This is a genomic window from Coriobacteriia bacterium (assembly GCA_013336165.1).
In the GTDB taxonomy this organism is placed as follows: Bacteria; Actinomycetota; Coriobacteriia; order Anaerosomatales; family JAAXUF01; genus JAAXUF01.
Genome location: JAAXUF010000004.1, coordinates 75,522 through 98,561, shown reverse-complemented (window position 1 = coordinate 98,561; position 23,040 = coordinate 75,522). Strand labels below are relative to the sequence as shown.

General features: G+C 61.6%; 17 protein-coding genes. 14 read left to right on the top strand and 3 right to left on the bottom strand.

Annotated elements, in window-relative coordinates; translation table 11 throughout:
• Positions 1 to 96: 96 nt before the first annotated feature.
• Entirely contained in the window at positions 97 to 1,551 is a 1,455-nt protein-coding gene (locus HGA39_04520; GenBank protein NTW28610.1) for a response regulator transcription factor, read from the bottom strand.
• Between the two features lie 280 nt (positions 1,552 to 1,831).
• Between HGA39_04520 and HGA39_04515 the strand changes: the two genes are divergently transcribed.
• From HGA39_04515 to HGA39_04485, 7 genes are all read left to right on the top strand, one after another.
• The gene (locus HGA39_04515) at positions 1,832 to 3,460 is read left to right on the top strand and encodes an FAD-binding protein (protein NTW28609.1); all 1,629 of its coding nucleotides are present in this window, start codon (positions 1,832 to 1,834) and stop codon (positions 3,458 to 3,460) included.
• Positions 3,461 to 3,894: 434 nt separating this feature from the next.
• Positions 3,895 to 5,238, top strand: coding sequence for a hypothetical protein (locus HGA39_04510; protein NTW28608.1), 1,344 nt, complete (start codon positions 3,895 to 3,897; stop codon positions 5,236 to 5,238).
• A gap of 29 nt (positions 5,239 to 5,267) precedes the next feature.
• Positions 5,268 to 6,509, top strand: a complete 1,242-nt coding sequence (locus tag HGA39_04505) for a glutamine amidotransferase family protein (protein NTW28607.1) — start codon at positions 5,268 to 5,270, stop codon at positions 6,507 to 6,509.
• A gap of 1 nt (position 6,510) precedes the next feature.
• The gene (locus HGA39_04500; protein ID NTW28606.1) at positions 6,511 to 8,022 is read left to right on the top strand and encodes a 4Fe-4S binding protein; all 1,512 of its coding nucleotides are present in this window, start codon (positions 6,511 to 6,513) and stop codon (positions 8,020 to 8,022) included.
• 17 nt (positions 8,023 to 8,039) lie between these two features.
• Positions 8,040 to 8,861, top strand: coding sequence for a hypothetical protein (locus HGA39_04495; GenBank protein ID NTW28605.1), 822 nt, complete (start codon positions 8,040 to 8,042; stop codon positions 8,859 to 8,861).
• 129 nt (positions 8,862 to 8,990) lie between these two features.
• Positions 8,991 to 10,328 carry a glutamine synthetase gene (locus HGA39_04490; GenBank protein ID NTW28604.1) on the top strand — a complete coding sequence of 446 codons (1,338 nt, stop codon included), beginning with the start codon at positions 8,991 to 8,993 and terminating at the stop codon, positions 10,326 to 10,328.
• A 100-nt stretch (positions 10,329 to 10,428) separates the two neighbouring features.
• Positions 10,429 to 11,100 (top strand): response regulator transcription factor, encoded by a 672-nt coding sequence (locus HGA39_04485; GenBank protein NTW28603.1) that lies wholly within the window; start codon positions 10,429 to 10,431, stop codon positions 11,098 to 11,100.
• Here the strand turns inward: HGA39_04485 and HGA39_04480 are convergent, their stop codons facing one another.
• Complete coding sequence (locus HGA39_04480; GenBank protein ID NTW28602.1) at positions 11,101 to 11,682, bottom strand: class I SAM-dependent methyltransferase; 582 nt, start codon at positions 11,680 to 11,682, stop codon at positions 11,101 to 11,103.
• A gap of 91 nt (positions 11,683 to 11,773) precedes the next feature.
• On the opposite strand from HGA39_04480, the gene polA reads away from it, so the two are divergent.
• The 7 genes from polA (at position 11,774) to HGA39_04445 (ending at position 22,059) form a co-directional block, all read left to right on the top strand.
• Positions 11,774 to 14,437 carry a DNA polymerase I gene (gene polA / locus HGA39_04475; protein ID NTW28601.1) on the top strand — a complete coding sequence of 888 codons (2,664 nt, stop codon included), beginning with the start codon at positions 11,774 to 11,776 and terminating at the stop codon, positions 14,435 to 14,437.
• A gap of 224 nt (positions 14,438 to 14,661) precedes the next feature.
• Complete coding sequence (rpsA, locus tag HGA39_04470) at positions 14,662 to 15,960, top strand: 30S ribosomal protein S1 (protein NTW28600.1); 1,299 nt, start codon at positions 14,662 to 14,664, stop codon at positions 15,958 to 15,960.
• A gap of 127 nt (positions 15,961 to 16,087) precedes the next feature.
• Entirely contained in the window at positions 16,088 to 16,705 is a 618-nt protein-coding gene (locus tag HGA39_04465; GenBank protein ID NTW28599.1) for a dephospho-CoA kinase, read from the top strand.
• Positions 16,702 to 17,286, top strand: a complete 585-nt coding sequence (locus HGA39_04460; GenBank protein ID NTW28598.1) for a lytic transglycosylase domain-containing protein — start codon at positions 16,702 to 16,704, stop codon at positions 17,284 to 17,286. The genes HGA39_04465 and HGA39_04460 overlap by 4 nt, the downstream gene beginning before the upstream one ends.
• Positions 17,286 to 19,355 (top strand): excinuclease ABC subunit UvrB, encoded by a 2,070-nt coding sequence (gene uvrB / locus HGA39_04455; protein NTW28597.1) that lies wholly within the window; start codon positions 17,286 to 17,288, stop codon positions 19,353 to 19,355. Before HGA39_04460 ends, uvrB begins: the two co-directional genes overlap by 1 nt.
• 173 nt (positions 19,356 to 19,528) lie before the next feature.
• The gene (locus tag HGA39_04450) at positions 19,529 to 19,906 is read left to right on the top strand and encodes a winged helix-turn-helix transcriptional regulator (protein ID NTW28596.1); all 378 of its coding nucleotides are present in this window, start codon (positions 19,529 to 19,531) and stop codon (positions 19,904 to 19,906) included.
• The gene (locus HGA39_04445; GenBank protein ID NTW28595.1) at positions 19,903 to 22,059 is read left to right on the top strand and encodes a cation-translocating P-type ATPase; all 2,157 of its coding nucleotides are present in this window, start codon (positions 19,903 to 19,905) and stop codon (positions 22,057 to 22,059) included. Before HGA39_04450 ends, HGA39_04445 begins: the two co-directional genes overlap by 4 nt.
• Here the strand turns inward: HGA39_04445 and larE are convergent.
• Entirely contained in the window at positions 22,056 to 22,883 is an 828-nt protein-coding gene (larE, locus tag HGA39_04440; GenBank protein ID NTW28594.1) for an ATP-dependent sacrificial sulfur transferase LarE, read from the bottom strand. The genes HGA39_04445 and larE overlap by 4 nt on opposite strands.
• Positions 22,884 to 23,040: the final 157 nt, after the last annotated feature.

Sequence of the window (23,040 nt, the reverse complement as noted above, 5' to 3'; positions counted from 1 at the left end):
AAAGAAATGCCGAGTCTGGCACCTGATGCAGACAAGCTGCAGGGCCGCCGCCGCTGCATACTTGCCTGCGATTCTGGCCGCGATGGTGCTCCGGGCTCAGTTGATGAGTCCGCCATCCGACTTGCGGTTCTTGCTTGAGGCGATGCTGATAAGATCCTGTCGCGAATGGACCCCTAGCTTCTGGTAAATATGTGAGACGTGAGTCCGAATGGTCCCTTCCGACAGGAACAACTCCTCTTGGATGAACGGCAAGCTACGTCCCTTTGCGAGAAGACAGAACACATCCTTCTCTCGTGGCGAGAGATCATACTCTGCCGCCAACTCCTCGCAGTAATCGGCATTTGAAGCATCCTGCTGTTCCCACGCGCTCCATTTGTTGTCCGCCGGCTCTGTGCTCCTTACCGAGTACAGAGCGGTGACGATGACCAACACATAGGCGGCCACGAGCATGATCGTGTTGGGAAGCGGCGCGGCGTTTTCGAATACGAATAGCCAGAAGAGACTCAGAGAGTACGTGAGAGTGAAGGTCGCGCCGAGTACCCTAGTGGCAGGGAAGCGAAGTACGCCTGCACTGGTCACCAGGACGACCCCGAAGAGCATCTGGTAGTAGCCTTCATTGAATACGGCAAAGACAGCCGTCACGAGCGCACCACGATAGTTGGGCAGAAGGAATGACAGGACGAGAAATCCGGCGATCGCGATGAGCATGGGTACTCGGTTAAGGACGCTCAACGGTTTGATCGCGCGCCGAGTTATCGTGACATATCCGACTCCGATGAAGATTGCCGTGCCGGCGCCGTAGACGAGTATCGTCTGTGCGAGCGGGACGGCGCTGATCATTCTGCTATCGCCCCAGATGCCACCGCTGCCCAGTGCCCGCAGGACGATGAGACCGAAGCCGAGAGCCGCAAGTTGCATGATCTGCACACGTTCGATGGCTGGCGGAGCCGGATTTTCCGTGACTTGGCTCTGGTCTTCGAGCATCTCCTCTACCAGGAAGAGAGCGGCGAGGGAGAGCAGGGGAAGCGCCACTGTGGCAAGAAGTGGCCATGGCTGCGGAAGTCCACTCGACAGAAACAGAGGCATGACAAGGCGTAGCGCACCCGCGCCCATCAGAATGATGCTGATAGTTCGAACGTCTCTGGTGGCGACCAGTGCCCGATACCATGCCAAGAGGAACCACGCATATCCCAAGCCCATCAACGCGCACCCCGGCACTGCGAGGTTCAAGGGGCGGACCAAGGTCTGATGATAGGCCAGCAGCGACATACCAGTGCCGGCCAAGAGCACTGGCGGCATGACCAAGCGGAGTGACAAATGATGGTTGTCGATCAACCCGGGTCTGAAGATGCCGCTCAGCATCACCACTATGATCGCCGACAAGAAGGCGATGCGCCCAAACGGCAGCGGTTCCGCGTCTGGGGGCAAGGTAAGAATGCTGCTGTAGCCGACGAGCTGAAACCATATGCCGATCGAGGCGAACCCCAACGTCAGCACAGTCATTGTTCTCAATGATATGTGCCGAGACGGCACAGGCTCACGGTACTTCATGAACTCTCACAGTCTCCTCCATGACATGTGCGACGCTGAGTCTGCGATGGCGAAGTGAGCATAGCAGATTCCCATTTGAGACAACTCATCCGTTTCATACGAGGGTAAGTCCAGACCTCAGACCAGAACTAGAGGATCCGGATGATGTGGATGTTTCTCTCACTGAGCAGAATCGAGTCTGTCAATCAGGAGAAAACGTGGGGCGCGCCTGGAAGGGGGTGTGTGCGCGGTAGCTCCTCTTGAAAGAAGGCTTGCTGACTAGGATGAATGGGAGAAGCACATGTTTGAGAATGGGATCGAACGACGGAGCTTCATCAAGACCGCAGCAGTTGCTGGTGCTGTGCTGGCTGGCGCGAGCGTGTTGGGCGGTTGCTCAAAGAACACGGCGGCCGATGCTGGGGGCATAGCGTCAATCAAGTGGGACAAAGAAGTCGACGTCCTGGTGGTCGGCTCCGGCACGGCCGCAATGGCTGCAATTGCCGCAAAGGATGCCGGCGCCAAGACGGTTCTCATTATCGAAAAGGGTGATCTGTTTGGTGGAACCACGGCGATCTCCGGAGGTGCCATGTGGATACCGAACAACTACGTTCAGAAAGCTAAGGGTATAGCTGATACACCGGAAGATGCCCGCAAGTACATGGTTGCTGTCACCGAAGGACAGTCTTCTGATGAGTTGATCGACTCTTATCTCACAAACGGGCCGAAGATGATGGAATGGTTCAGGGACAAGTTCGGATACGAGTGGGTGGCAGCGACCGCTCCGGCGATGTTCCAAGACTACTACGAATTCCCAGGCTTCCGGCCATTCGGGCGCACAGTCAATATCGTCGGAAGCGATGGGAAGAAGACATCAGGTTCCGGAGCATGGAAGCTCATTCGTGGCATCGTTGACAAACTCGGCATCGAAGTGATGATGCCGACCGCTGGCAAGAAGCTCTATACGGACGCGACTGGTAGGGTAGTCGGCGTTGAGGCGACGGGTGCGGATGGCAAGAGCATCAACATCGGGGCTAAGGCCGTGATCTTGGGCACGGGCGGATTCGACTTCAACAAAGACATGCGCGTCGGTGATCTGCGAGGACCGATCCAGGGTAGCGTATCGGTTCAGACCGACACCGGGGATGGTCATGCGATGGGTATGGCGATCGGTGCTGATTTGCGCAACATGAACTCCTGCTGGGGACTCCCGTTCTTCGTAGTGGAGCCGGACAAACTCAAGGGCGATTGTGACTGGCAGACGTATCGCGGCAAGCCGGGGGCTGTCGTCGTAAACAAGTACGGTGAGCGCATCGGCAATGAATCGTCGGCATATCAGGTGTTCAACCGCGCGTTTTGGGAGTACGATACCGGCCGTTTTGAGCTGCGGAATATGCCCGCATACTGGATCTGCGATTCGACCTTCGTACAGAATTACCCTCTGCCTCCCAGCTACACCGACAAAGGTGTCGTTCCTGCCTACATGAAGAAGGCGGACACGCTTGAGGGCCTATGCAAGGCTCTCGGCATCGACTCTGCGGGCTTTGCCGCCACCATTGCGGCCTTCAACACGAATGCGAAGAATGGTGTCGATCCCGTCTGGCATCGCGGTGAATATGCCTTTGACCGGAATACCGGTGGCGATCTGACGGGAAAGCGTACTGACCTGAAGAATAACTGCCTAGCGCCGATCGAGAAGGGTCCGTTCTATGGTGCCCTTTACGGTCCGGGCACCTGTGGCACCAACGGCGGGTTGCGCATTAACGGGAAGGCTCAGGTCCTGGACGTGTGGGGCAAGGTCATCGCGGGGCTCTACGCCGTCGGGAACACATCTGGCTCGGTAATGGGTGCCGGTTATCCCGGCGCTGGTTCATGTGTTGGCGCTGGGTCGGTCATGGGTTTTGTTGCCGGACAGCATGCGGCCACGCTCTGACACCGAGTTGAGTGACAAGTCTGAGCGGCGATGGAGCGGGCCGAGCAATCGGCCCGCTCCTCTTCTTGCGATGAGGATGTTGTTGCGGGTGATGTTCCCTCTTGGTGTTTTCCGGTATCTCGCGGGCCGCGCACCGCGCCCGCTCGAATACGCACACCCTGCCTTAGAACGGATACGCGGCAAAGAATCGATTCCGGGTACACTACTCGTGCGTCAACGCGATTCACTGTCGCTTTGCGCTGTCCCGGAGATACTCTGTTTCCACCACATTTCCTCCCCGCACTACCCCCATGCTATACTCCGCGCACGGTACAAAGGCGTACCGAATCCAAGAGACGCGAGCAACGGCGCTCGCTTGACCCCACAAGGGTTGAGCGGGTGTTTTTCGTTTCGCCGTCTCTTGAGATCCGGTCGTGATTGGAAGGTGTGCGCGCATGAAGGAGTTCGCGGTCTTCTGGGGGTGCACGATCCCCGCGCGGTTCCCGTTCATCGAGAAGGCCACGCGTGTGATGTTTGACGACCTCGGCGCTCAGGTTCATGAGCTCGCGGGTCATACCTGCTGCCCGGAAGGGACGCTGGTCAAGGCGAACGACCCCGACACGTTCTACACCGCCGCCGCGCGCAACTTGGCGCTCGTCGAGCAGGCCGGCCTGGACGTCGTCACCCCATGCAACGGGTGCTACTCGACGTTCAAGGAGGCGCAGAGTCACCTCAAGACTCACTGGCGCGAGCGCGACGTCATCAACGAGCGTCTTGAGCGCGAGGGTCTGCATTATGGTGGCGACCTCCAAGTCATTCATTTCGCCGAGTGGCTCTCCGATGGTCTCGGCGCGGGCGTTATCGCATCCGGCGCCAAGAAACCGTTGTGGGGCATGCGCATCGCCGTCCACTACGGCTGCCACCTGCTGCGTCCGCAGCCGGCCGTGCGCTGGGACGACCCGCTGCATCCCACTAAGGTTGAGGCGATTGTCTCGGCGTTGGGGGCGAACGTTGTCGACTACACCACGAAGATGCAGTGCTGTGGCGGAGCGCTCGACCGCGTCGGGGAGCGCGACAGCTCGCTCGCATTCTGCCGCCGGAAACTGAACGACCTCCAGAACAACCAGGTCGACGCGCTCGTGGTCGTGTGCCCGAGCTGCTTCCAGCAGTTCGACCTGAACCAGGCCGCCATGCAGCGCGCCAACGAGAACATTCACGTCCCGGTGCTCTACCTCTCCGAACTCATCGCGCTGACCTACGGGCACACGCCCGAGGAGATCGGCCTAGACATGCACCGCGTCAGCGTCGACTCGTTCCTGAAGAAGTGGAACGCGCGCGCCAGCGACAAGAAGCGCATCGCCCAGAACTTCGACGTGGCGTTGCTCGGCAAGTGCTTCAACTGCTCGGCATGCAAGGACGACTGCCCGGTATGCAAGGTCGACACGACCTTCAAGCCTACCGAGATCATCGGCCAGGTCCTGCGCGGCGAGATCGACCAGGTCATCGAAGACGGCCAGATCTGGAAGTGCGTCGAGTGCTACACGTGCCAGGAGCTGTGCCACTCAGGCATCGGCATGGCCGAGACTTTCCGCAAGCTTAAAGAACTCGCGATTGCCGCCAGCAAGGGGCCGGAATCGGTGCCGCAGTCCTACAAGATGTTCATGGAGACCGGAACCCTAGGTAAGCCGAGGGAGTCCGCCCGCAAGAAGCTCGGTATGGGACCACTGCCGGCTAGCGGGGGCGACGCCATGGCACGCCTCATGGCCGAGCCGGAAGATACGCATAAGGGAGCTGAATAGATATGTCGTACGAACCTCTGTTGGAGAGGATGCCCACGAGTCGGCCGGCCGCGCTTTCCGGCGAGTTCTCCTTCGGCGAGCGCCCGCGCTATGCTGAGGAGGCGTCCTTCAAGATCCACGGCGGATGCGGCTTGATGGGCATCTGCGATGAGTCCGGCACGCTGATGAGCGGGATCGAGGCCATCAAGGCCATGGCCGTGCAGCGCGACCGCGGTAACGGCCTAGGCGGCGGCTATGCCGGCTACGGCATCTACCCGGAGTTTCCGGACCACTACTGCTTCCACATGATGTATCACGACGCAAAGGCGAAGGAGGAGACGGAAGGCGTCTTCGATCGCTACTTCGTTGTCGACCTCGCCGAGCCCATGCCCACGCGTCCCGTGAAGGGCATCAGCGACGCGCCGATCCTGTGGCGCTACTTCCTACAGCCCGATCCGCACAAGCTCGAGAACTCCGAGATGACCGCCGACGACTACATCGTCCACACGGTCATGCTCATCAACTCGAGCGTCGACGGCGCGTTTGTCGCGTCGAGCGGCAAGAACATGGGTGCCTTCAAGGGCGTTGGCTTCCCCGAGGAGATCGGCCACTACTACCTCCTTGAGGAGTATCAGGGCTACACGTGGACCGGTCACAACCGTTTTCCGACCAACACTCCCGGCTGGTGGGGCGGCGCACACCCGTTCACGCTGCTCGACTGGTCGATCGTGCACAACGGCGAGATCTCGAGCTACGGCATCAACAGCCGCTACCTCGAAGCGTTCGGCTACAAGTGCACGCTGGGCACCGACACCGAGGTGGCCGCGTATCTGTTCGACCTGCTGCTCCGCCGCCACAAGCTGCCGCTCGATCTGGCCTGCAAGGCGCTCGCGAGTCCCTTGTGGACCGAGATCGACCGCATGCCCGCCGAGGAGCAAGCCGTAATGCGCAGCATTCGCGCGGTCTACGGACCCGCGATGCTCAACGGTCCGTTCGCGATCGTGCTCGGCTTCAACGGCGGCATGGTGGCGCTGAACGACCGCATCAAGCTGCGGCCGCTCGTCGCTGCGCGCCAAGGCTCGCGCCTTATGGTCGCTTCCGAGGAATCGGCTATTCGTGAGGTGCTGGAGGCCCCCGATTCCGTCTGGGCGCCCAAGGCCGGTGAGCCTGTCATCGCGCGCGTCAAGGACATGCCATGGCCCATCCACGGAGACCTACACCTCTCGGCGGGCGAGGTTTCCTGCGCGGTCACCGGTGTTGCCGATTCCTGCGAGATAGTTGAGGTGAGCTGACATGCCCACAAGCCTCATTCAGCCCGAGTTCCGGGTCGAGATCGACTACAACAAGTGCCACAAGTGCGGTCGCTGCGTTCAGCAGTGCGGCTGGGGCGTGTACTCGTTCAACGAGCGCCCGTACCCCGATGACAGCAAGTGCCGCGCATGCCACCGCTGCGTGACGTACTGCCCGGCGCACTGCATCACGATCAAGAAGAACGACCTCGCGCTGCGTGACAACGCGAACTGGTCGCCCGAGCTTCGCAAGAACGTGTGGCGTCAGGCCGAATCCGGCGGCGTCATGCTGACCGGCATGGGCAACGACAAGCCGTATCTGAAGATCTTCGACCACCTCGTGCTTGACGCGTGCCAGGTGACGAACCCCTCCATCGATCCGCTTCGTGAGCCGATGGAACTGCGCACCTACCTCGGTCGCAAACCCGACAGTGTGGAGGTCGAGGCCAACGGCGAAGGCGGCTACCGCCTGAAGCCGGGAAGTGGCGTCGAAAACAACGTGAAGCTCGACACCCCCCTCATCTTCGCGCCGATGAGCTACGGTTCCGTGTCGCTGAACGTCCACAAATCGCTTGCGATGGCAGCCGAACGTCTCGGCATCCTCATGAACACCGGTGAGGGCGGCCTCCATGCGGACCTCTACCCCTATGGGAACAACGTCATCGTGCAGGTGGCTTCCGGTCGCTTTGGCGTAAGCCCCGAGTATCTGAACCGTGGTGCTGCCATCGAGATCAAGATCGGCCAGGGCGCCAAGCCGGGCATCGGCGGGCACCTTCCCGGCGAGAAGATCAACAAGGAAGTCTCGACCACCCGCATGATCCCGCAGGGAACCGACGCGATCTCGCCGGCTCCTCACCACGACATCTACTCGATCGAGGACCTGCGCCAGCTCATCTACTCGCTCAAGGAGGCTAGCGGCTACAAGCCTGTCGGCGTCAAGATCGCAGCGGTGCACAACGTGGGCGCCATCGCGTCGGGCGTCGTGCGCGCGGGTGCCGACTACGTCTACCTCGACGGCTTCACCGGGGGCACCGGCGCAGCTCCGGCGATCATCCGCGACCATGTGGGCATCCCGATTGAGATCGCGATCGCAGTCGTCGACCAGCGCTTGCGAGAAGAGGGGATCCGCAACCAGGCGTCGATCATCGCGGCCGGCTCGATCCGCTCCTCGGCGGACATGGCGAAGGCGATCGCGCTGGGCGCCGACGTCGTGGCGATAGGCTCGGCGACGTTGATGGCGCTCGGGTGCCACCTGTGCCAAGGCTGTCACACGGGCTGCTGCTCGTGGGGACTCACCACCCAGAAGCCGGAACTGACGCGCCGCCTCGATCCCGAGTGGGGCGCCGAGAGGCTCACCAACTTGGTGCATGCGTGGAGCCACGAACTCCAGGAGATCCTCGGCGCGCTGGGCGTGAACGCGGTCGAGTCGCTTCGCGGCAGCAGGGAGCGCTTGCGTGCCGTTGGTCTCGACAAGCAGACGTGTGACATTCTGGGCGTCAAGCCCGCGGGCCTTTAGAGGGGAGTGACGAGGCTATGACAGTGACAAAGCCAACGGGCGGCCCCGTCGAAGGTTACGCTTGCGTCGAGCCGGCTACGGTTCGCGAGGGCGATACCGTCACGATGGACGTCAAAGGAGTGTATTACCGGCAAGTTAACGCCGCTGTGCGGGCGGCTTTTGCCGACGGAGCCACCAAAGTCGTGCTCAACAACGTGAACGGCCAGCGCTACATTGGCACCGGCGTTCGCGGCAAGAATCTGTCGATCGAGGTGCACGGGACTCCCGGGCAGGACATGGCGATGCTCATGGACGGCCCCACGATCGAGGTGTTCGGCAACGCGCAGGACGGTGTGGGCAACACCATGAACGCAGGCAAGGTCGTGATCCACGGCGACGCGGGCGACGTGCTCGGCTATGGTATGCGCGGCGGCAAGCTGTTCATTAAGGGCGACGTCGGCTACCGAGTCGGCATTCACATGAAGGCCTTCGAGGAGCTTCGGCCGATCGTGGTGTGCGGCGGCAAGGCCCGGGACTTCTTTGGCGAGTACATGGCGGGAGGGCTGCTGGTCCTGCTCGGCATGAGCAAGGACGCCGAGCGCCCGCTCGTGGGCGGCTACCTCGGCACTGGCATGCACGGTGGCACGATCTACGTGCGTGGGGAAGTCGAATCGTGGCAATGCGGCAATGAGGTCGGTGTGACCGCTGCGACCGAGACCGATCTGGCCGAGCTTTCTCCCGTGCTTGCCGAGTACTGCGCGGACCTGGGGATGGACCTCAAGGAGGTGCTGTCCAAGCCGTTCACAAAGCTCGCGCCTCTGAGCCATCGGCCTTACGGGAAGCTGTATACGAATCTGTGAGAGGCGATTCCTGCGGGAGCCGCGAATCGTAACACCATCGAAACATAGAATGACTACTCTGTGGTAGATGGCTCGAATCGATCCGTCTGTCGACGCGCCGTCCGGCACGTCAGGAAAGGGAGGCTACACATGGCACCAACGTTCGATAAGGACTATGTGCTCAAGACCGTTGAGGAGCGCGACGTTCACTTCGTGCGCTTCTGGTTCACCGACGTGCTCGGCATGCTGAAGTCGTTTGCCGTCACCGACACCGAACTCGAAGGCGCGTTCTCCGAGGGTATGGGTTTCGACGGCTCCTCGATCGACGGTTTCACCCGCCTCGAGGAATCCGACATGGTGGCCTACCCGAATCCGGAGACCTTCCAGGTCATCCCGTGGCGTCCGTCCGCACAGGGCGTCGGCCGCATGTTCTGCGATATCGTCAAGCCTGACGGCACGCCGTTCGAGGGCGATCCCCGCTATGCGCTGAAGCGCGTGCTCAAGAAGGCCGCCGACATGGGTTACACCATGTACGTTGGTCCCGAACTCGAGTTCTTCTACTTCGCCGACGATCAGGACACCGAAGTTCTCGATCAGGGTGGCTACTTCGACCTGACTCCCCTCGACATCGCATCTGACCTTCGCCGCAACACGGTTCTCACCCTCGAGCAGATGGGTATTCCGGTCGAGTACTCGCACCACGAGGTTGCCCCGTCGCAGCATGAGATAGACCTGCGTTATGCCGATGCCCTGACCATGGCCGACAACGTCATGACATACCGCCTCATCGTCAAGGAAATCGCGATGCAGCACGGCGTGTACGCCACCTTCATGCCCAAGCCGATCTACGGCCAGAACGGCTCGGGCATGCACGTTCACCAGTCGCTGTTCACCAAGGACGGCAACGCGTTCTTCGATGCCAACGATCCGGAAGGCTTCAACCTTTCCCAGATCGCCAAGTGGTACATCGCCGGTATCCTGAAGTACGCCCCCGAGTTCTGCGCCGTGACCAACCCGCTCGTGAACTCCTACAAGCGCTTGGTCCCCGGCTACGAGGCTCCGGTCTACATCGCGTGGGCCCGCCGCAACCGCTCGGCTCTCGTTCGCGTCCCGATGTACAAGCCCGGCAAGGAGAACGCGACTCGCATCGAGCTGCGTTGCCCGGACCCCTCGGCCAACCCCTACACCGCATTCGCTTGCATGCTGGGCGCGGGTCTCAAGGGTATCGAGGAGAAGCTGGAACTCGCTGCGGAGGCCACGAACAACATCTTCCACATGAGCCAGGAAGAGCTCGACGCTGCCGGCATCTACACACTGCCGGGCAGCTTGGGCGAGGCCATCGACCTGTTCGAGGGCTCGGAACTCATGAAGGAGATCCTCGGCGATCACATCCACTCTTTCTACGTTGAGAACAAGCGTGCCGAGTACAACGAGTACCGGACCCAGGTCACCCAGTGGGAGCTCGACAAGTACCTTTCGATCATCTAGGGAACAATCCCCACCCCTGGTGGAAATGAGGTACCCGGCGCCGGGCGAGAGCTTCTCGTCCGGCGCTGTCATTCCCCTGAGCGAGGAAAACGGTATCATCATGCATATGAAACGCATTCTCATCGTCTCAGACGACTCTCATACATCCGCATGGGTGACACGAGCTGTTGAGCCGCTCGACGTCAGATCGCTTCTTTGTTCGACAGGGGACTTGCCCAAACGTCTTGTCGACGATAAGGCCGATCTGGTCGTATTGGATGGCGGCCGCAGCCCCGAGGCGCTTGGTCACATCGTTGAGCATGCATCTTCCGGCGGCGTGGACCTCAAGCTGCTGGTCTTAGTGGAGTCCGAGGCGCTTGCGGGACTGCGGCTTCCCGTCCGCATGCCGAGCGACTTCCTAGTTCGCGGCGCAACCTCCGACGAGTTGGCTGCTCGTGTGCGCGGCCTGCTCTGGCCCGGCGAAGAAGTTGCCAGGCAGGAGCTTGTGCGTATCGACGAACTCACGCTCAACCTTGCCACCTATCAGGCGTACCTGCGCGGAGAACCGATCGACTTCACGTATCTGGAGTACTCACTGTTCTCGTTCCTCGTCACGCATCCCGGTCGCACGTACTCGCGCGAGGTGCTGCTCAGGCGCGTCTGGGGAAGTGACTACTACGGCGGATCTCGCACGGTCGACGTGCATGTGCGTCGAATCCGCTCCAAAATCGGCGCAGAACTCTCGCGTCGCCTCGAGACGGTGCGCAACGTGGGGTATCTCTGGAACGGGTAATCAGGACTTCGTTGTGCCTGTGAATCGGTACGAGCTCCCGTTCATCGGTGTACAGGTTCCCGTGATGCCCTGTGCGGACATGAGGGCCTGCATCTCCGCAGGCGACAGGAAAGCGGCGGGTTCGCCCAGCACCTTCTCGCCAAGCCCGATCCAACGGATTGCAGGGTTTCGGCTGTCCAGTTCCAGGATGACGACACCGCCGTTCGGCCTGAGAACGCGGGCGAACTCCTGCGCAGCCGCATTCTGATTTCTAAAGTGGTGAAACGCGTCTGTCACGATGATCGCGTCGAACTTCTCATCCGGAAAGGGAATACCCTCTGCCGCTCCGAGGACTGTGTGCACGTGGGCATGTGGCGCGACGTGGCTCAGCATCTCAGGCGTCGGGTCGAGAACTGCGATTTCGGCGCCGAGGCGCGTCTGCAGCCGTGCAGCCAGCGCACCGGTTCCGCCACCCACGTCGAGCAGCCAGCCACCCGCTGAAACGCTCGGTGCCAACCACTCGGCGATGCTGTCTACGTCTTCTTCCGACCAGCGGTCAGCGAAGTGTTTGAACAGCGGAGCCGCCCAATTGAAGAAACCCATGCCGACCTCCAGATGTCAGACGCTCGGGTACACTGGTAGTGATCGCTTTGGCGATACGCCTACAGTTCTTGTTCCCGAAAGGGTCAAAAAGATGCAACAGCGCACCATCGCCGTCGTTGACGGCAACAGCCTGATCCACCGCGCATTTCACGCGCTGCCCCCGACCATGACCGCTCCCGATGGTCGGCCAACAAACGCTGCGTTCGGATTCATATCCATGCTCGTGAAGCTGATCGCCGACTTGCGTCCAGACGGCGTGATCGTCGCATTCGATCGCGGCAAGCCCGCATTTCGTACCGAGGCATTGGAACAATACAAGGTGCACCGTCCCCCGACGGACCCGGCGCTAAAGGCACAGTTCTCGATGGTCAAAGAGCTGCTCGGTGCACTTGACGTGCCGATTGTGGAAGCCGAGGGGTGGGAGGGCGACGACATTCTGGGCACCTTGGCGGTGCGCGGGAGGTCCGCAGGAGTGCGCACACTTCTCGTTACCGGAGACCGTGATGCGTTTCAGCTGGTGAATGACGACGTCGTGGTCGTAACCACCAAGAAGGGGATCACCGACATCGTGGTCTACGGTCCCGCGGAGGTCCTCGAGCGGTACGGTGTCACACCCGCACAAGTCCCCGACTATCTCGGCCTCAAGGGTGACACGAGCGACAACATCCCCGGTGTTCCGGGCATCGGCGAGAAGACCGCCGCCAAGCTGCTTCAGGAGTTCGGCTCACTGGACGAGCTCCTAGCGCGTTCGGAGGAGATCCCGGGCAAGGTGGGGGAGAACCTGCGGGAACATGAGGGCTCGGCGCGCGCGAGCCGGATTGTCGCCACGATCGCGTGCGACGTGCCATTGGACATCGATATCGCGAGTGTGAGTTTCGGAGCGTTTGATCCGCATGAAGTCGCAGCGGTATTTGGGCGGTATCGATTCACGTCACTGCTGGATCGTGTGCTCGCGGTGCGTTCGGCGGGAGGGGGCGCGCCCGTTGATGAGACATCAGATGAACCGGTATCCCAGACGCAGGTCGCACGCGAGATCTTGGTGGGTCAGAAGGCTGTGGATGCGGTTCATGGTTGGGTCGCGGACTCGACAGAATGGCTCGGAGTGGCGCTGGATGATGGCGCGAGTGAGACGCTCTTCGGCGTGAGTCGTGATCTGGCCGTGGCGCATGGTAGCACGGTAGCGCTGGTGCCATCCGAGGCGGTGGACCGCACTCTCGACGAACTTCTGCGGGGGCGGGCCGGAGTCGCGACAGTGGACGTGAAGGCGCTGATCGAAGTGGTCTGCCCTCCCGACGAGGCGCATGAATGCGATGTGGCGGTACTCGACGCAGATCCGGCGAATCTTTTCGATATCGCGGTGGCAGCGTATCTCTTGGAGTCGAGCCGATCGTCGTACGGACTCTCGGCGCTTTCTGCCGATTATCTCGGCGAAATGCTTGTTCTCGGAGCGAAGGACGTTCCCGATGCAGTGGTTCTGGCCGGCACTGCGGCGGATCTTGCGAAGGAGCTCCAACGGCGTCTGGAAGAGGATGGTTCTCTGAGGGTCATGCGTGACATCGAGATGCCGCTTGTACCCGTGCTCGCCCGCATGGAGCGCGTAGGTGTGGGCCTAGATGCCGGAGTCCTGCGGGCGCTCTCGGCTGAAGCGGCTGAGGGCATGGCCGCGCTTTCGGCCGAGATCTTCAAGCTTGCAGGCTGCACCTTCACGCTCGATTCGCCCAAGCAACTGGCCGAGGTGCTCTTCGAACGCCTCGGCCTGCCATCACAGAAGCGCACCAAGACCGGCTTTTCGACCGATGCGTCGGTGCTTGCCGCGCTCGTGCCGTTTCATCCCATCGCCGAGAAGATCGTCTCATACCGCGAACTCACCAAGCTCAAGAGCACGTACCTCGACGCCTTGCCGCGTATGTTGGGGGACGACGGCCGCCTTCACACGACGTTCAACCAGACGGTGGCCGCCACCGGGCGTCTCTCGTCGTCGAATCCCAACCTGCAGAACATCCCCGTGCGTACCGATCTGGGCCGGAAGATCAGGCGGGCCTTCATACCCGCCGAGCCGGGCGACAGGATCGTCTCGGCGGACTACAGCCAGATCGAGTTGCGCGTGCTGGCGCATCTTTCCGGTGATGAGGGCCTGATCGAGGCGTTTACGAGTGGCATGGACTTTCACACGGCTACGGCTGCGAGGGTCTTCGGCGTGAGCGCGGATGAAGTGGCTCCGGGTATGCGTGCGCGCGCCAAGGCCGTCAACTTCGGGATCGTGTACGGGCAGTCGGCGCATGGCTTGGCCGAGTCGCTCAAGATCGCGCGTGTGGAGGCACAGGCTATGATCGACCGCTACTACGCTGCCTATCCGCGGGTGCGGAGCTACCTCGATGAGACTGTTGCAGAGGCGCACAAGAACGGTTGGGCGATCACACTCTTCGGTCGCAAGCGACGCATCCCGGAACTGGGTTCCTCCAACTACAACCTGCGGTCGTTCGGCGAGCGTACGGCGATGAATCACCCGATGCAAGGCACGGCTGCCGACATCATGAAGCTTGCAATGATCGAGGTCGATCGCCGGTTGCGAGCCGAAGGCTTCCGCAGCACGATGGTTCTGCAAGTCCACGACGAACTCGTCTTCGAATCTCCAGTTGAGGAGATAGAACGGCTCTCGGCGATGGTCACCGAGGCAATGGCGGGGGTTGTTCGGCTGGCAGTGCCGCTTGACGTGAGCGTGGCGAGCGGACCGAATTGGGCAAACGCGAAATAGGCTACACCCGGCTCCGTGTCGGGGTGGCGTACTCACGCTGCATCTTGTAGACTGCTCACGCGACTGTTCAGGCGCATTGGGCGTCTGGGCATACGCATGTCCTATTGGCCCCCGGAGACATGTAGATTATCCCTGTAGGCGACGACGGTCCTAACCGATACGAGTAACCCTGTAGGCGACGACGGCATGAACTCGGGGCCCCGTGATTGAAAAGGGGTCCACACATGAGTGAACAGCAAGATTTCGGTACAGTGATCGAGCAGCGCGAGTACACCGACGAGGAAATGCATGCCCTTATCGACGGTACGCTGACCGATTTCGACGAGGGCGACCTTGTCAGCGGTACCGTCGTCAAAGTCGAGCGCGACGAGGTTCTGCTCGACATCGGGTTCAAGTCCGAAGGCGTCATCCCTGCACGCGAGCTTTCCATCCGCAAGGACGCCAATCCCGCCGACATCGTGAAGTGCGGCGATCACGTCGAGGCCCTCGTTCTCCAGAAGGAGGACAAGGACGGCCGTCTCATCCTGTCCAAGAAGCGTGCCGAGTACGAGCGCGCGTGGACCAGGATCGAAGAGAAGTTCTCCTCAGGCGATAACGTCGAAGGCGAAGTCATCGAGGTCGTCAAGGGCGGTCTCATCCTCGACATCGGCCTACGCGGCTTCCTGCCGGCGTCTTTGGTCGACCTTCGTCGCGTCAAGGATCTGGCTGCCTACACGGGCACCCGCCTCGAGGCGCGTGTCATCGAGATGGACCGTAACCGCAACAACGTCGTCCTCTCTCGCCGCGTCGTCCTCGAAGAGGGCCGCAAGACCGAGCGCGCCGACATTCTCGGCAAGCTGCAGAAGGGCATGATCCTCCCCGGCCACGTTTCCTCGATCGTCGACTTCGGCGCCTTCGTCGATCTCGGCGGCATCGACGGCCTCGTGCACATTTCCGAGCTGTCGTGGAGCCATGTCAACCATCCGTCCGAGGTCGTCAAGGTCGGCGATCCGGTCAACGTCCAGGTGCTCGATGTCGACATGAACCGCGAGCGCATCTCCCTGGGCCTCAAGCAGACGACTGCCGATCCGTGGAAAGTTCTTGTCGAGGACTACCCGATCGGCTCGATCATCGAGGGTACCGTCACCAAGCTCGTGCAGTTCGGCGTGTTCGTCGAGCTGGGCGACGGCGTCGAGGGCCTCGTGCACATCTCCGAGATGGCCAAGGGCCATGTCGAGACCCCCGATCAGGTTACCGCGGTCGGCCAGAAGGTCATGGTCAAGGTCATGGATGTCGACCTTGAGCGTCGCCGGATCTCGCTTTCGATGCGTGCAGCCGCCGAGACCCTCGGTCTGACCATCGAGATCGTCGGCGGAGAGCCGGAAGCCGAGGCCGCCGAGGCCGTTGAAGCTGTTGAAGCTGTTGAGGCTGTTGAGGCTGTTGAGGCTGCTGTCGAGGCCCCAGAGGATGCCGAAGTCGTCGAGGCCGAGGTTGCTCCCGAGGCCGAGGAAGTCGTCGCAGAGGACGAAGCCAAGCCGGAGTAGTTCTGTCGTCAAGGCGCTGATTGCCACTATCGAGACCGGATTGCCCAGCAGGGTGATCCGGTCTCGCGGCTTTGCTGGGTAGAAATTCTGTTAGGCTTCATATCTCGGCTAGTGATGGGCATGTCTCATGATGGTTCTCGTTCTCACAGGCGGCATCGGTTCAGGAAAGAGCACGGCAGCGCAGCATCTTCGCGCCCGTGGAGCCGTGGCGCTCGATCTCGATGAAGTCGCCGAGAGTGTTCTCAAGCCGGATTCGCCGGTGCTGGATGCCGTTGTCGCCCGGTTCGGAGCAGCAGTGTTGCGGCCTGACGGGACATTGGATCGTGCCGCTCTGGCGGGTGTCGCATTCACCTCACCCGAAGCCGCCGGCGCCCTTGACCATCTGGTCCACCCTGCCGTCGCGACCCAGATCGCCTCCATCCTGTCGGCGCTCAAGGGTTCTGCCGAGCCGCCCCGCGTGATCGTGGTCGAGGTCCCGCTCCTCGCCGAGGCGCCATGGTTTGTCGACCTCGCCGACGTTGTGCTGGCTATCAGTGCTCCTGAAGACCTGCGCATCTCCCGTGCAGCACTCCGAGGCGACATGACTGAGGATGATGTTCGTCGCCGGCTCGCCGTCCAAGCGCCCGACGAAGCCCGTGAGGCGCTTGCCGACTTTGTGATTGTCAATGACGGATCCCTCGAGCGGTTTCTCGGCGAGCTGGACCGGTTCTGGAACGAGCGTGTGGCGGTTGGTGACCACGAGTGAGCCGCAACTTCGTGCGGGCGCTGCTGGTGGGCGTGGCGGTCGGGCTGGCGGCGATAACCTTCTTCTATGTGCGCGGACCGGCTGGCTGGCAGCGGCAATACTATCCGCTGGACTACCGAGCACAGATCGTCGACTCGGCTCTGCGCCACAGTGTGAACCCGTATCTCGTGGCGGCGGTGATCAACACCGAGTCGTCTTGGAGGCCGGATGCGAACTCCTACGCGGGAGCGGTCGGGCTGATGCAGGTCATGCCGCAGACCGCTCAGGACCTGGCCGACTCGGACAAGGTCGATGCCGAGAAGTTCCCGCCCGGCCGGTTGTCAGACCCCACTGTCAATATTGAGTACGGAACCGCGTATCTGCGCTACCTTGTCGAGCGCTACCACGAGATAGAGGCCTCGCTCGCGGCGTACAATGCAGGATTGCGTCATGCGGATGAGTGGAAGAAAGAGGGCGGCGACATTCGGGCGGCCATCGATTTTCCTGAGACCAAGAATTACGTTGTGAACGTGGTGCGCGCGCGAGAGCGCTACGGCGCACTCTATCCTGACGCGTTTCCTAGTTGGACAGGATCCAAGTGATGTTGAAGAACCAGTTCAGAGTCGTTTCTCCGTTCGAGCCTGCAGGAGACCAGCCAGAGGCGATCACCGCTCTGACACGCGGTGTGGCCGAGAGCCTTCGCTACCAGACGCTTCTCGGCGTCACGGGAAGTGGCAAGACGTTCACGATGGCCAAGGTGATCGAGCAGGTTCAGAAGCCCACGCTCGTCATGGCGCCCAATAAGACGCTGGCCGCGCAGCTTGCCTCGGAGCTTAAGGACTTCCTGCCGGACAACGCGGTCGTCTACTTCGTCTCTTACTACGACTACTATCAGCCTGAGGCCTACGTCCCCTCGACAGACACGTTCATCGAGAAGGACTCGTCGATCAACGCCGAGGTCGAGAAGCTGCGTCACGCGGCCACTGCGGCTCTGCTGTCGCGCAAGGACGTCGTGGTTGTAGCAAGCGTGAGTTGCATCTACGGCATCGGATCGCCGGAAGACTACGCAGGCATGGCGGTCTTTCTCGGCCGAGGCAAGGCGATGGATCGGGATGCGCTCGTCCGCGACCTCATCGGCATCCAGTACGATCGCAATGACTACGAGCTTACGCGCGGGACCTTCCGGGTTAGGGGAGACGTCGTCGACATCTTCCCGCCGTATGCCGATCATCCCGTGCGGGTGGAGTTCTTTGGCGACGAGATCGAGGTTGTTGCCGAGGTCAACCAGATCACGGGGGAAGTCCTCAACGCATTCGACGAACTGCCGATCTGGCCCGCGACACACTATGTGACGGAGGCGCGCAAACTCGCTCACGCCATTGAGACGATTCAGGAGGAACTTACGCAGCGCCTGAAGGAGTTCCGCGCAGAAGGCAAGCTGCTCGAGGCGCAGCGGCTGGAGATGCGGACGAACTACGACCTTGAGATGCTCGAGACGATGGGATTCACGAGCGGTATCGAGAACTATTCGCGCCACCTAGACGGACGCGAGGCCGGCGAGCCGGCAAACACGCTCATCGACTACTTCGGTGATGACTTTCTGTGCATCATCGACGAGAGCCATGTCACGCTGCCGCAGATCCGCGGGATGCACGAGGGTGACCGCAGCCGCAAGATCACGCTCGTGGAGCACGGTTTTCGCCTGCCGAGTGCTCTGGACAATCGCCCGCTGCGCTTCGACGAGTTTGAAGCGCGAGTGCCGCGGTTCATCTACGTGTCAGCCACCCCCGGTGACCGCGAACTCGCGGTCACCGAACAGGTCGTGGAACAGATCATCCGGCCCACGGGTCTTGTGGATCCGCAGATCGTCGTGCGGCCGATCAAGGGGCAGATCGACGATCTCATCGGCGAGATCAAGGCACGCACGGCGGTCGGCGAGCGCACGCTGGTCACCACACTCACCAAGAAAATGGCTGAGGACCTCACGGACCACCTCTTCGAGCAGGGAATCCGCGTGCGCTATCTGCACTCCGACATCGCCACGCTCGAGCGCATCGAGATCCTGCGCGACTTGCGTGCGGGGGTGTTCGACGTGCTTGTCGGCATCAATCTGTTGCGCGAGGGGCTCGACCTGCCGGAAGTGTCTCTCGTCGCGATCCTCGATGCCGACAAGGAGGGCTTCTTGCGCAACGGGCGCTCCCTCATCCAGACGATCGGGCGCGCGGCGCGAAACGTGTCCGGCTCCGTCATCATGTACGCCGAGCGCGTGACGGACTCGATGAAGTTCGCGATCGAAGAGACCAATCGCCGCCGAGAAAAACAGGTGGCGTACAACACCGAGCACGGCATCGAGCCGCAGACGATCCGCAAAGCGATCGCCGACATCGTGCAATACATGCACGAGGGCGAGTCCCAGGCGACCACGGCGGTCGCAACGGCACGCGAGCTCGCGAAGCTGCCGAAGGAAGAGGTCTTTCGGCTCATCGCGACGCTCGAGGATGACATGGTGTCGGCCTCGGCGGCGCTGGACTTCGAGTCAGCCGCGCGACTGCGCGACCAAGTGGTCAAGCTTCGTGCTGAGGTGGAGTCGACGTCAACCGACGAGGTGCTCAAACGTCTGAAGCAGGGAGCACGCAAGAGCTCGGAGTATGGGCGACGGAAGCGGCGGTAGCGGCAGCCGGACTGCATCGACCCTGCCAGTTCCATGCCTGCGAGCGTCTGAAGCTCGTCTCGGCTGCGGACGAAGTGCGGCGTCTTTACGTCGCGGTGCCACTTCGCTATCCTGCATATATGAGCAAACATTCATATAGAGCGTTGGAAGCGAGTCCGATTGACAGCGTCAGCATGTCGCCGGAGTCATCTTCGTGTGAGTGCGCGGAGACTGCTGTAGACCAATCAGCCATAGAGCGGCTGAAGACAATGATCGTCACCGACGCGACAGTGCTGGCGACGACCGGGATATTCTCGGCGCTGGCAGATCCTACGCGGTTTCGGATTCTGGAAGCGCTGTCATATCAAGAGCTTTGTGTGTGTGATCTGGTGGCTCTGTGCGAGGTCTCGCAGTCAGGCGTCAGCCATCAGCTGCGGCTTCTCCGAGATCGCGGGCTGGTCGCGTACAGGCGGGACGGCAATCGGGCGGTCTACCGATTAGCCGATGACCACGTACGCACTCTTCTCGGACAAGGGCTTGAGCATGCGGGTGAGCGGGGGAGGATCGAGTGACCGAAGTGTGCACGCGCGCTGTATGGCGGGTAACCGGGCTCGACTGCCCCGACTGCGCCCAGACGGTGGCCAAGTCCGTGGCGATGACGCCGGGCGTAGTCTCGGCGGATCTGAACTTCGCGAGCGGAAACCTAGTGGTTGAGTGGGCGGATCAGGATCCTCGGGCCGCAGTGGAGGCGGCTGTCGCTCGCGCGGGCCACGGCTTGGTACCTGTGGGGGATTCGGCCACAGTGGACATGGAGGGCTCTCCCGCCGCGCGGCTGTGGGCGAATCGCACTCAGGCTGCCGTTGTAGGATCGGGGCTGATGGCTCTCATCGGCGGCGCGATCCATCTGGTGGCTCCCGAGACGCTCGCTGCGTTCTCGGCAGCCGCATATCTCCTGTCGGTCGTTTTCGGATGGCTCCTCCTTCTGCCCAGGGCGATTGCCGCGGCGAGGACTCGTCGCATCGATATGAACGTGCTCATGATCGTTGCCGTTGCCGGAGCTGTCGCACTGGAGGATTTTGCGGAAGCTGCCGCGGTTGTCTTCCTGTTCACGCTCGGTGGGTGGCTTGAAGCTCGCGCGCTGGACCGTACCCGCACTTCGATCCAAAGACTCATGGAGCTTGCTCCTTCAACGGCGCGGGTTACCAGGGGTGGCACCGTCGCCGAGGTGCCGCTTGGGGAAGTCCGCGTCGGCGAGCGAATGCTGGTCCGCCCCGGCGAACGTGTTGCAGTTGACGCTGTTGTGGTCGCTGGGGTTTCGGCGCTCGACGAGGCGCCCATAACCGGGGAGTCCGTACCTGTCGACAAACGCGAGGGTGATCCCCTGTTTGCGGGATCGCTGAATCTGAGCGGCCTGCTGGAGGCCACGGTCACAGCTGTCGCCGAGGACTCGACGCTGGCTCGTGTCGTCCGGCTGGTTGAAGAGGCGCAGGCCGCAAAGGCACCGGTTCAGCTCATCGTCGACCGGTTCAGCCGCGTCTACACACCGGCCGTTGTTGCGCTTGCGGCGCTGGTATGGGTGGTCCCGCCGCTTGTGCAGGTGGGTTTCAGCGATTGGTCGGTCTGGACGCATTGGCTGTCCCGTGCGCTTGTTGTGCTCGTGGCAGCTTGCCCCTGCGCGCTGGTCATCTCGACTCCGGTGACGTTTGTGAGCGCGATTGCGCGCGCGGGACGCGATGGCGTGTTGGTGAAGGGCGGTGCGTTCCTGGAAAGCGCCTCACGAGTGAAAGCGATCGCTTTCGACAAGACCGGAACGCTTACGGAAGGCAAACCAAAGGTGACGCATGCCGAGGCATGTGACGGCGGTGATCCACTCGGCGTCCTCGCTATCGCCGCATCGCTCGAGGCGCACTCGACGCATCCTCTCGCACGGGCCGTACACGAGGACGCTCAGCGGCGAGGCTTGGTGACGGAACCCGTGAGCGGGTTCTTTGAGCTGCCGGGTCGCGGAGTCGAAGGCATTCTCGGCGGGCGGCGGTACTCTCTCGTGAGTCCGCATTTTGCGCTGGAGATCGCGACCATACCGGAGCACATGATCGATGCTTTCGCTTCGGTTGAGGCCGACGGTCTGACGGTGCTGGTGCTTGTCGACAGCGGCGGACCACTCGGCTTTCTCGGCGTGTCGGATCCGCTGCGCGCAGAGGCGCCGCATGTCATCTCGGCGTTGAAGGATGGCGGCATCGAACACCTCACTATGCTCACCGGAGACAACGAACGCTCCGCTGCCGGTGTTGCCGCAAGAGCGGGGCTTTCGAGCCACATGGCTCGGCTGCTGCCTGAAGGCAAAGTCGATGCCGTGAGGCGGCTTGGGCAGCGGTATGGTGCGGTCGCGATGGTCGGTGACGGCATCAACGACGCGCCTGCGCTTGCTGCTGCTGACATCGGGATCGCAATGGGGGCGGCAGGGTCGGATGTCGCGCTGGAAACGGCCGATGTCGCGCTGATGGCCGATGACCTCTCGGCGTTGCCGGGTTTCTTCCGCTTGGCGAGACGCACCGTCGCCACAGTGCGGGCGAATGTGGCGTTTTCGGTGATCGTGAAGATGGCGGTGCTGCTTGGCGCCGTACTGGGTTATGCCAACATGTGGTTGGCGGTCTTTGCGGACACGGGAGTTGCCCTGCTCGTGATTCTGAACGGGCTGCGTCTTCTCAGAACGGCGTCACGCTAGACTTCGAAGGCGGCGGTCTGGGCCTCCTGCAAGACCTCGTTCATCGATCCTGCACGATAGCCTTCCAGATCCAGCGCGGCGTAGTTGAAACCGGCCTGCCGCATTGCGATTGAGATTGCGTGGCGGATGCTCCAGGCGAAGTCGATCTCGGATGGGCACACTTCCACTCGCGCGATAGGGCCGTGCGAGCGAACGCGGAATTGCGAAAGGCCTAAACCACACAGAGCCTTCTCGGCGGACGAAACTTTAGCGAGGCCCTCGTCGGTGATGCGCTCGTGATAAGGGAAGCGCGAGGCGAGGCACGCCATCGATGGTTTGTCCCAGTTGGGAAGGCCGAGTTCGCGGGCGAGTTCGCGTATCTCCGGTTTCGTAAGCCCGACTTCCGCCAAGGGGCTCACGATACCAAGTTCCTGCGCGGCACGGCGACCTGGCCGGAAGTCATGAAGATCGTCGGCGTTGTTTCCATCTGCTACATATTGCAGGCCCTCAACATCGGCGACACGCAGCAGCAAGCCGAAAAGTTCGCCCTTGCAGTGATAACACCTGTCGGGGCCGTTCGCGGCGAATCGTGGATCGGCGAGTTCGGATGTTTCCACCTCGATGAGCCGGAAACCGAGACGGCCCGCAAGTTCGCGGGCGGCGCTGATCTCCGAGTCGGGGTATGTGTCTGAAGAGCCGAGAACGGCCCTGCAGCGATCGCCCAATACCGCGTGTGCGCCAAACGCGACCAGAGTGGAATCGATGCCACCGGAATAGGCGACAAGTACGCTTTCGAACTCAAGGAGCCGAGCCAGCAGAGCTTCGTACTTTTTTTCGATGGTCATCGCGAGAATCCCGTTCCACCTCGACAGTACTGGCAGTATATCCCCACGGGGTGAGAGATGTGCATGCATATGCGCCAAACGGCGATGATAGACGCATGAAAGAGCACAGCCCGAAGTTGAGCGGCCAAGTTCCGACTATGGGAAGGAACAGATGTAT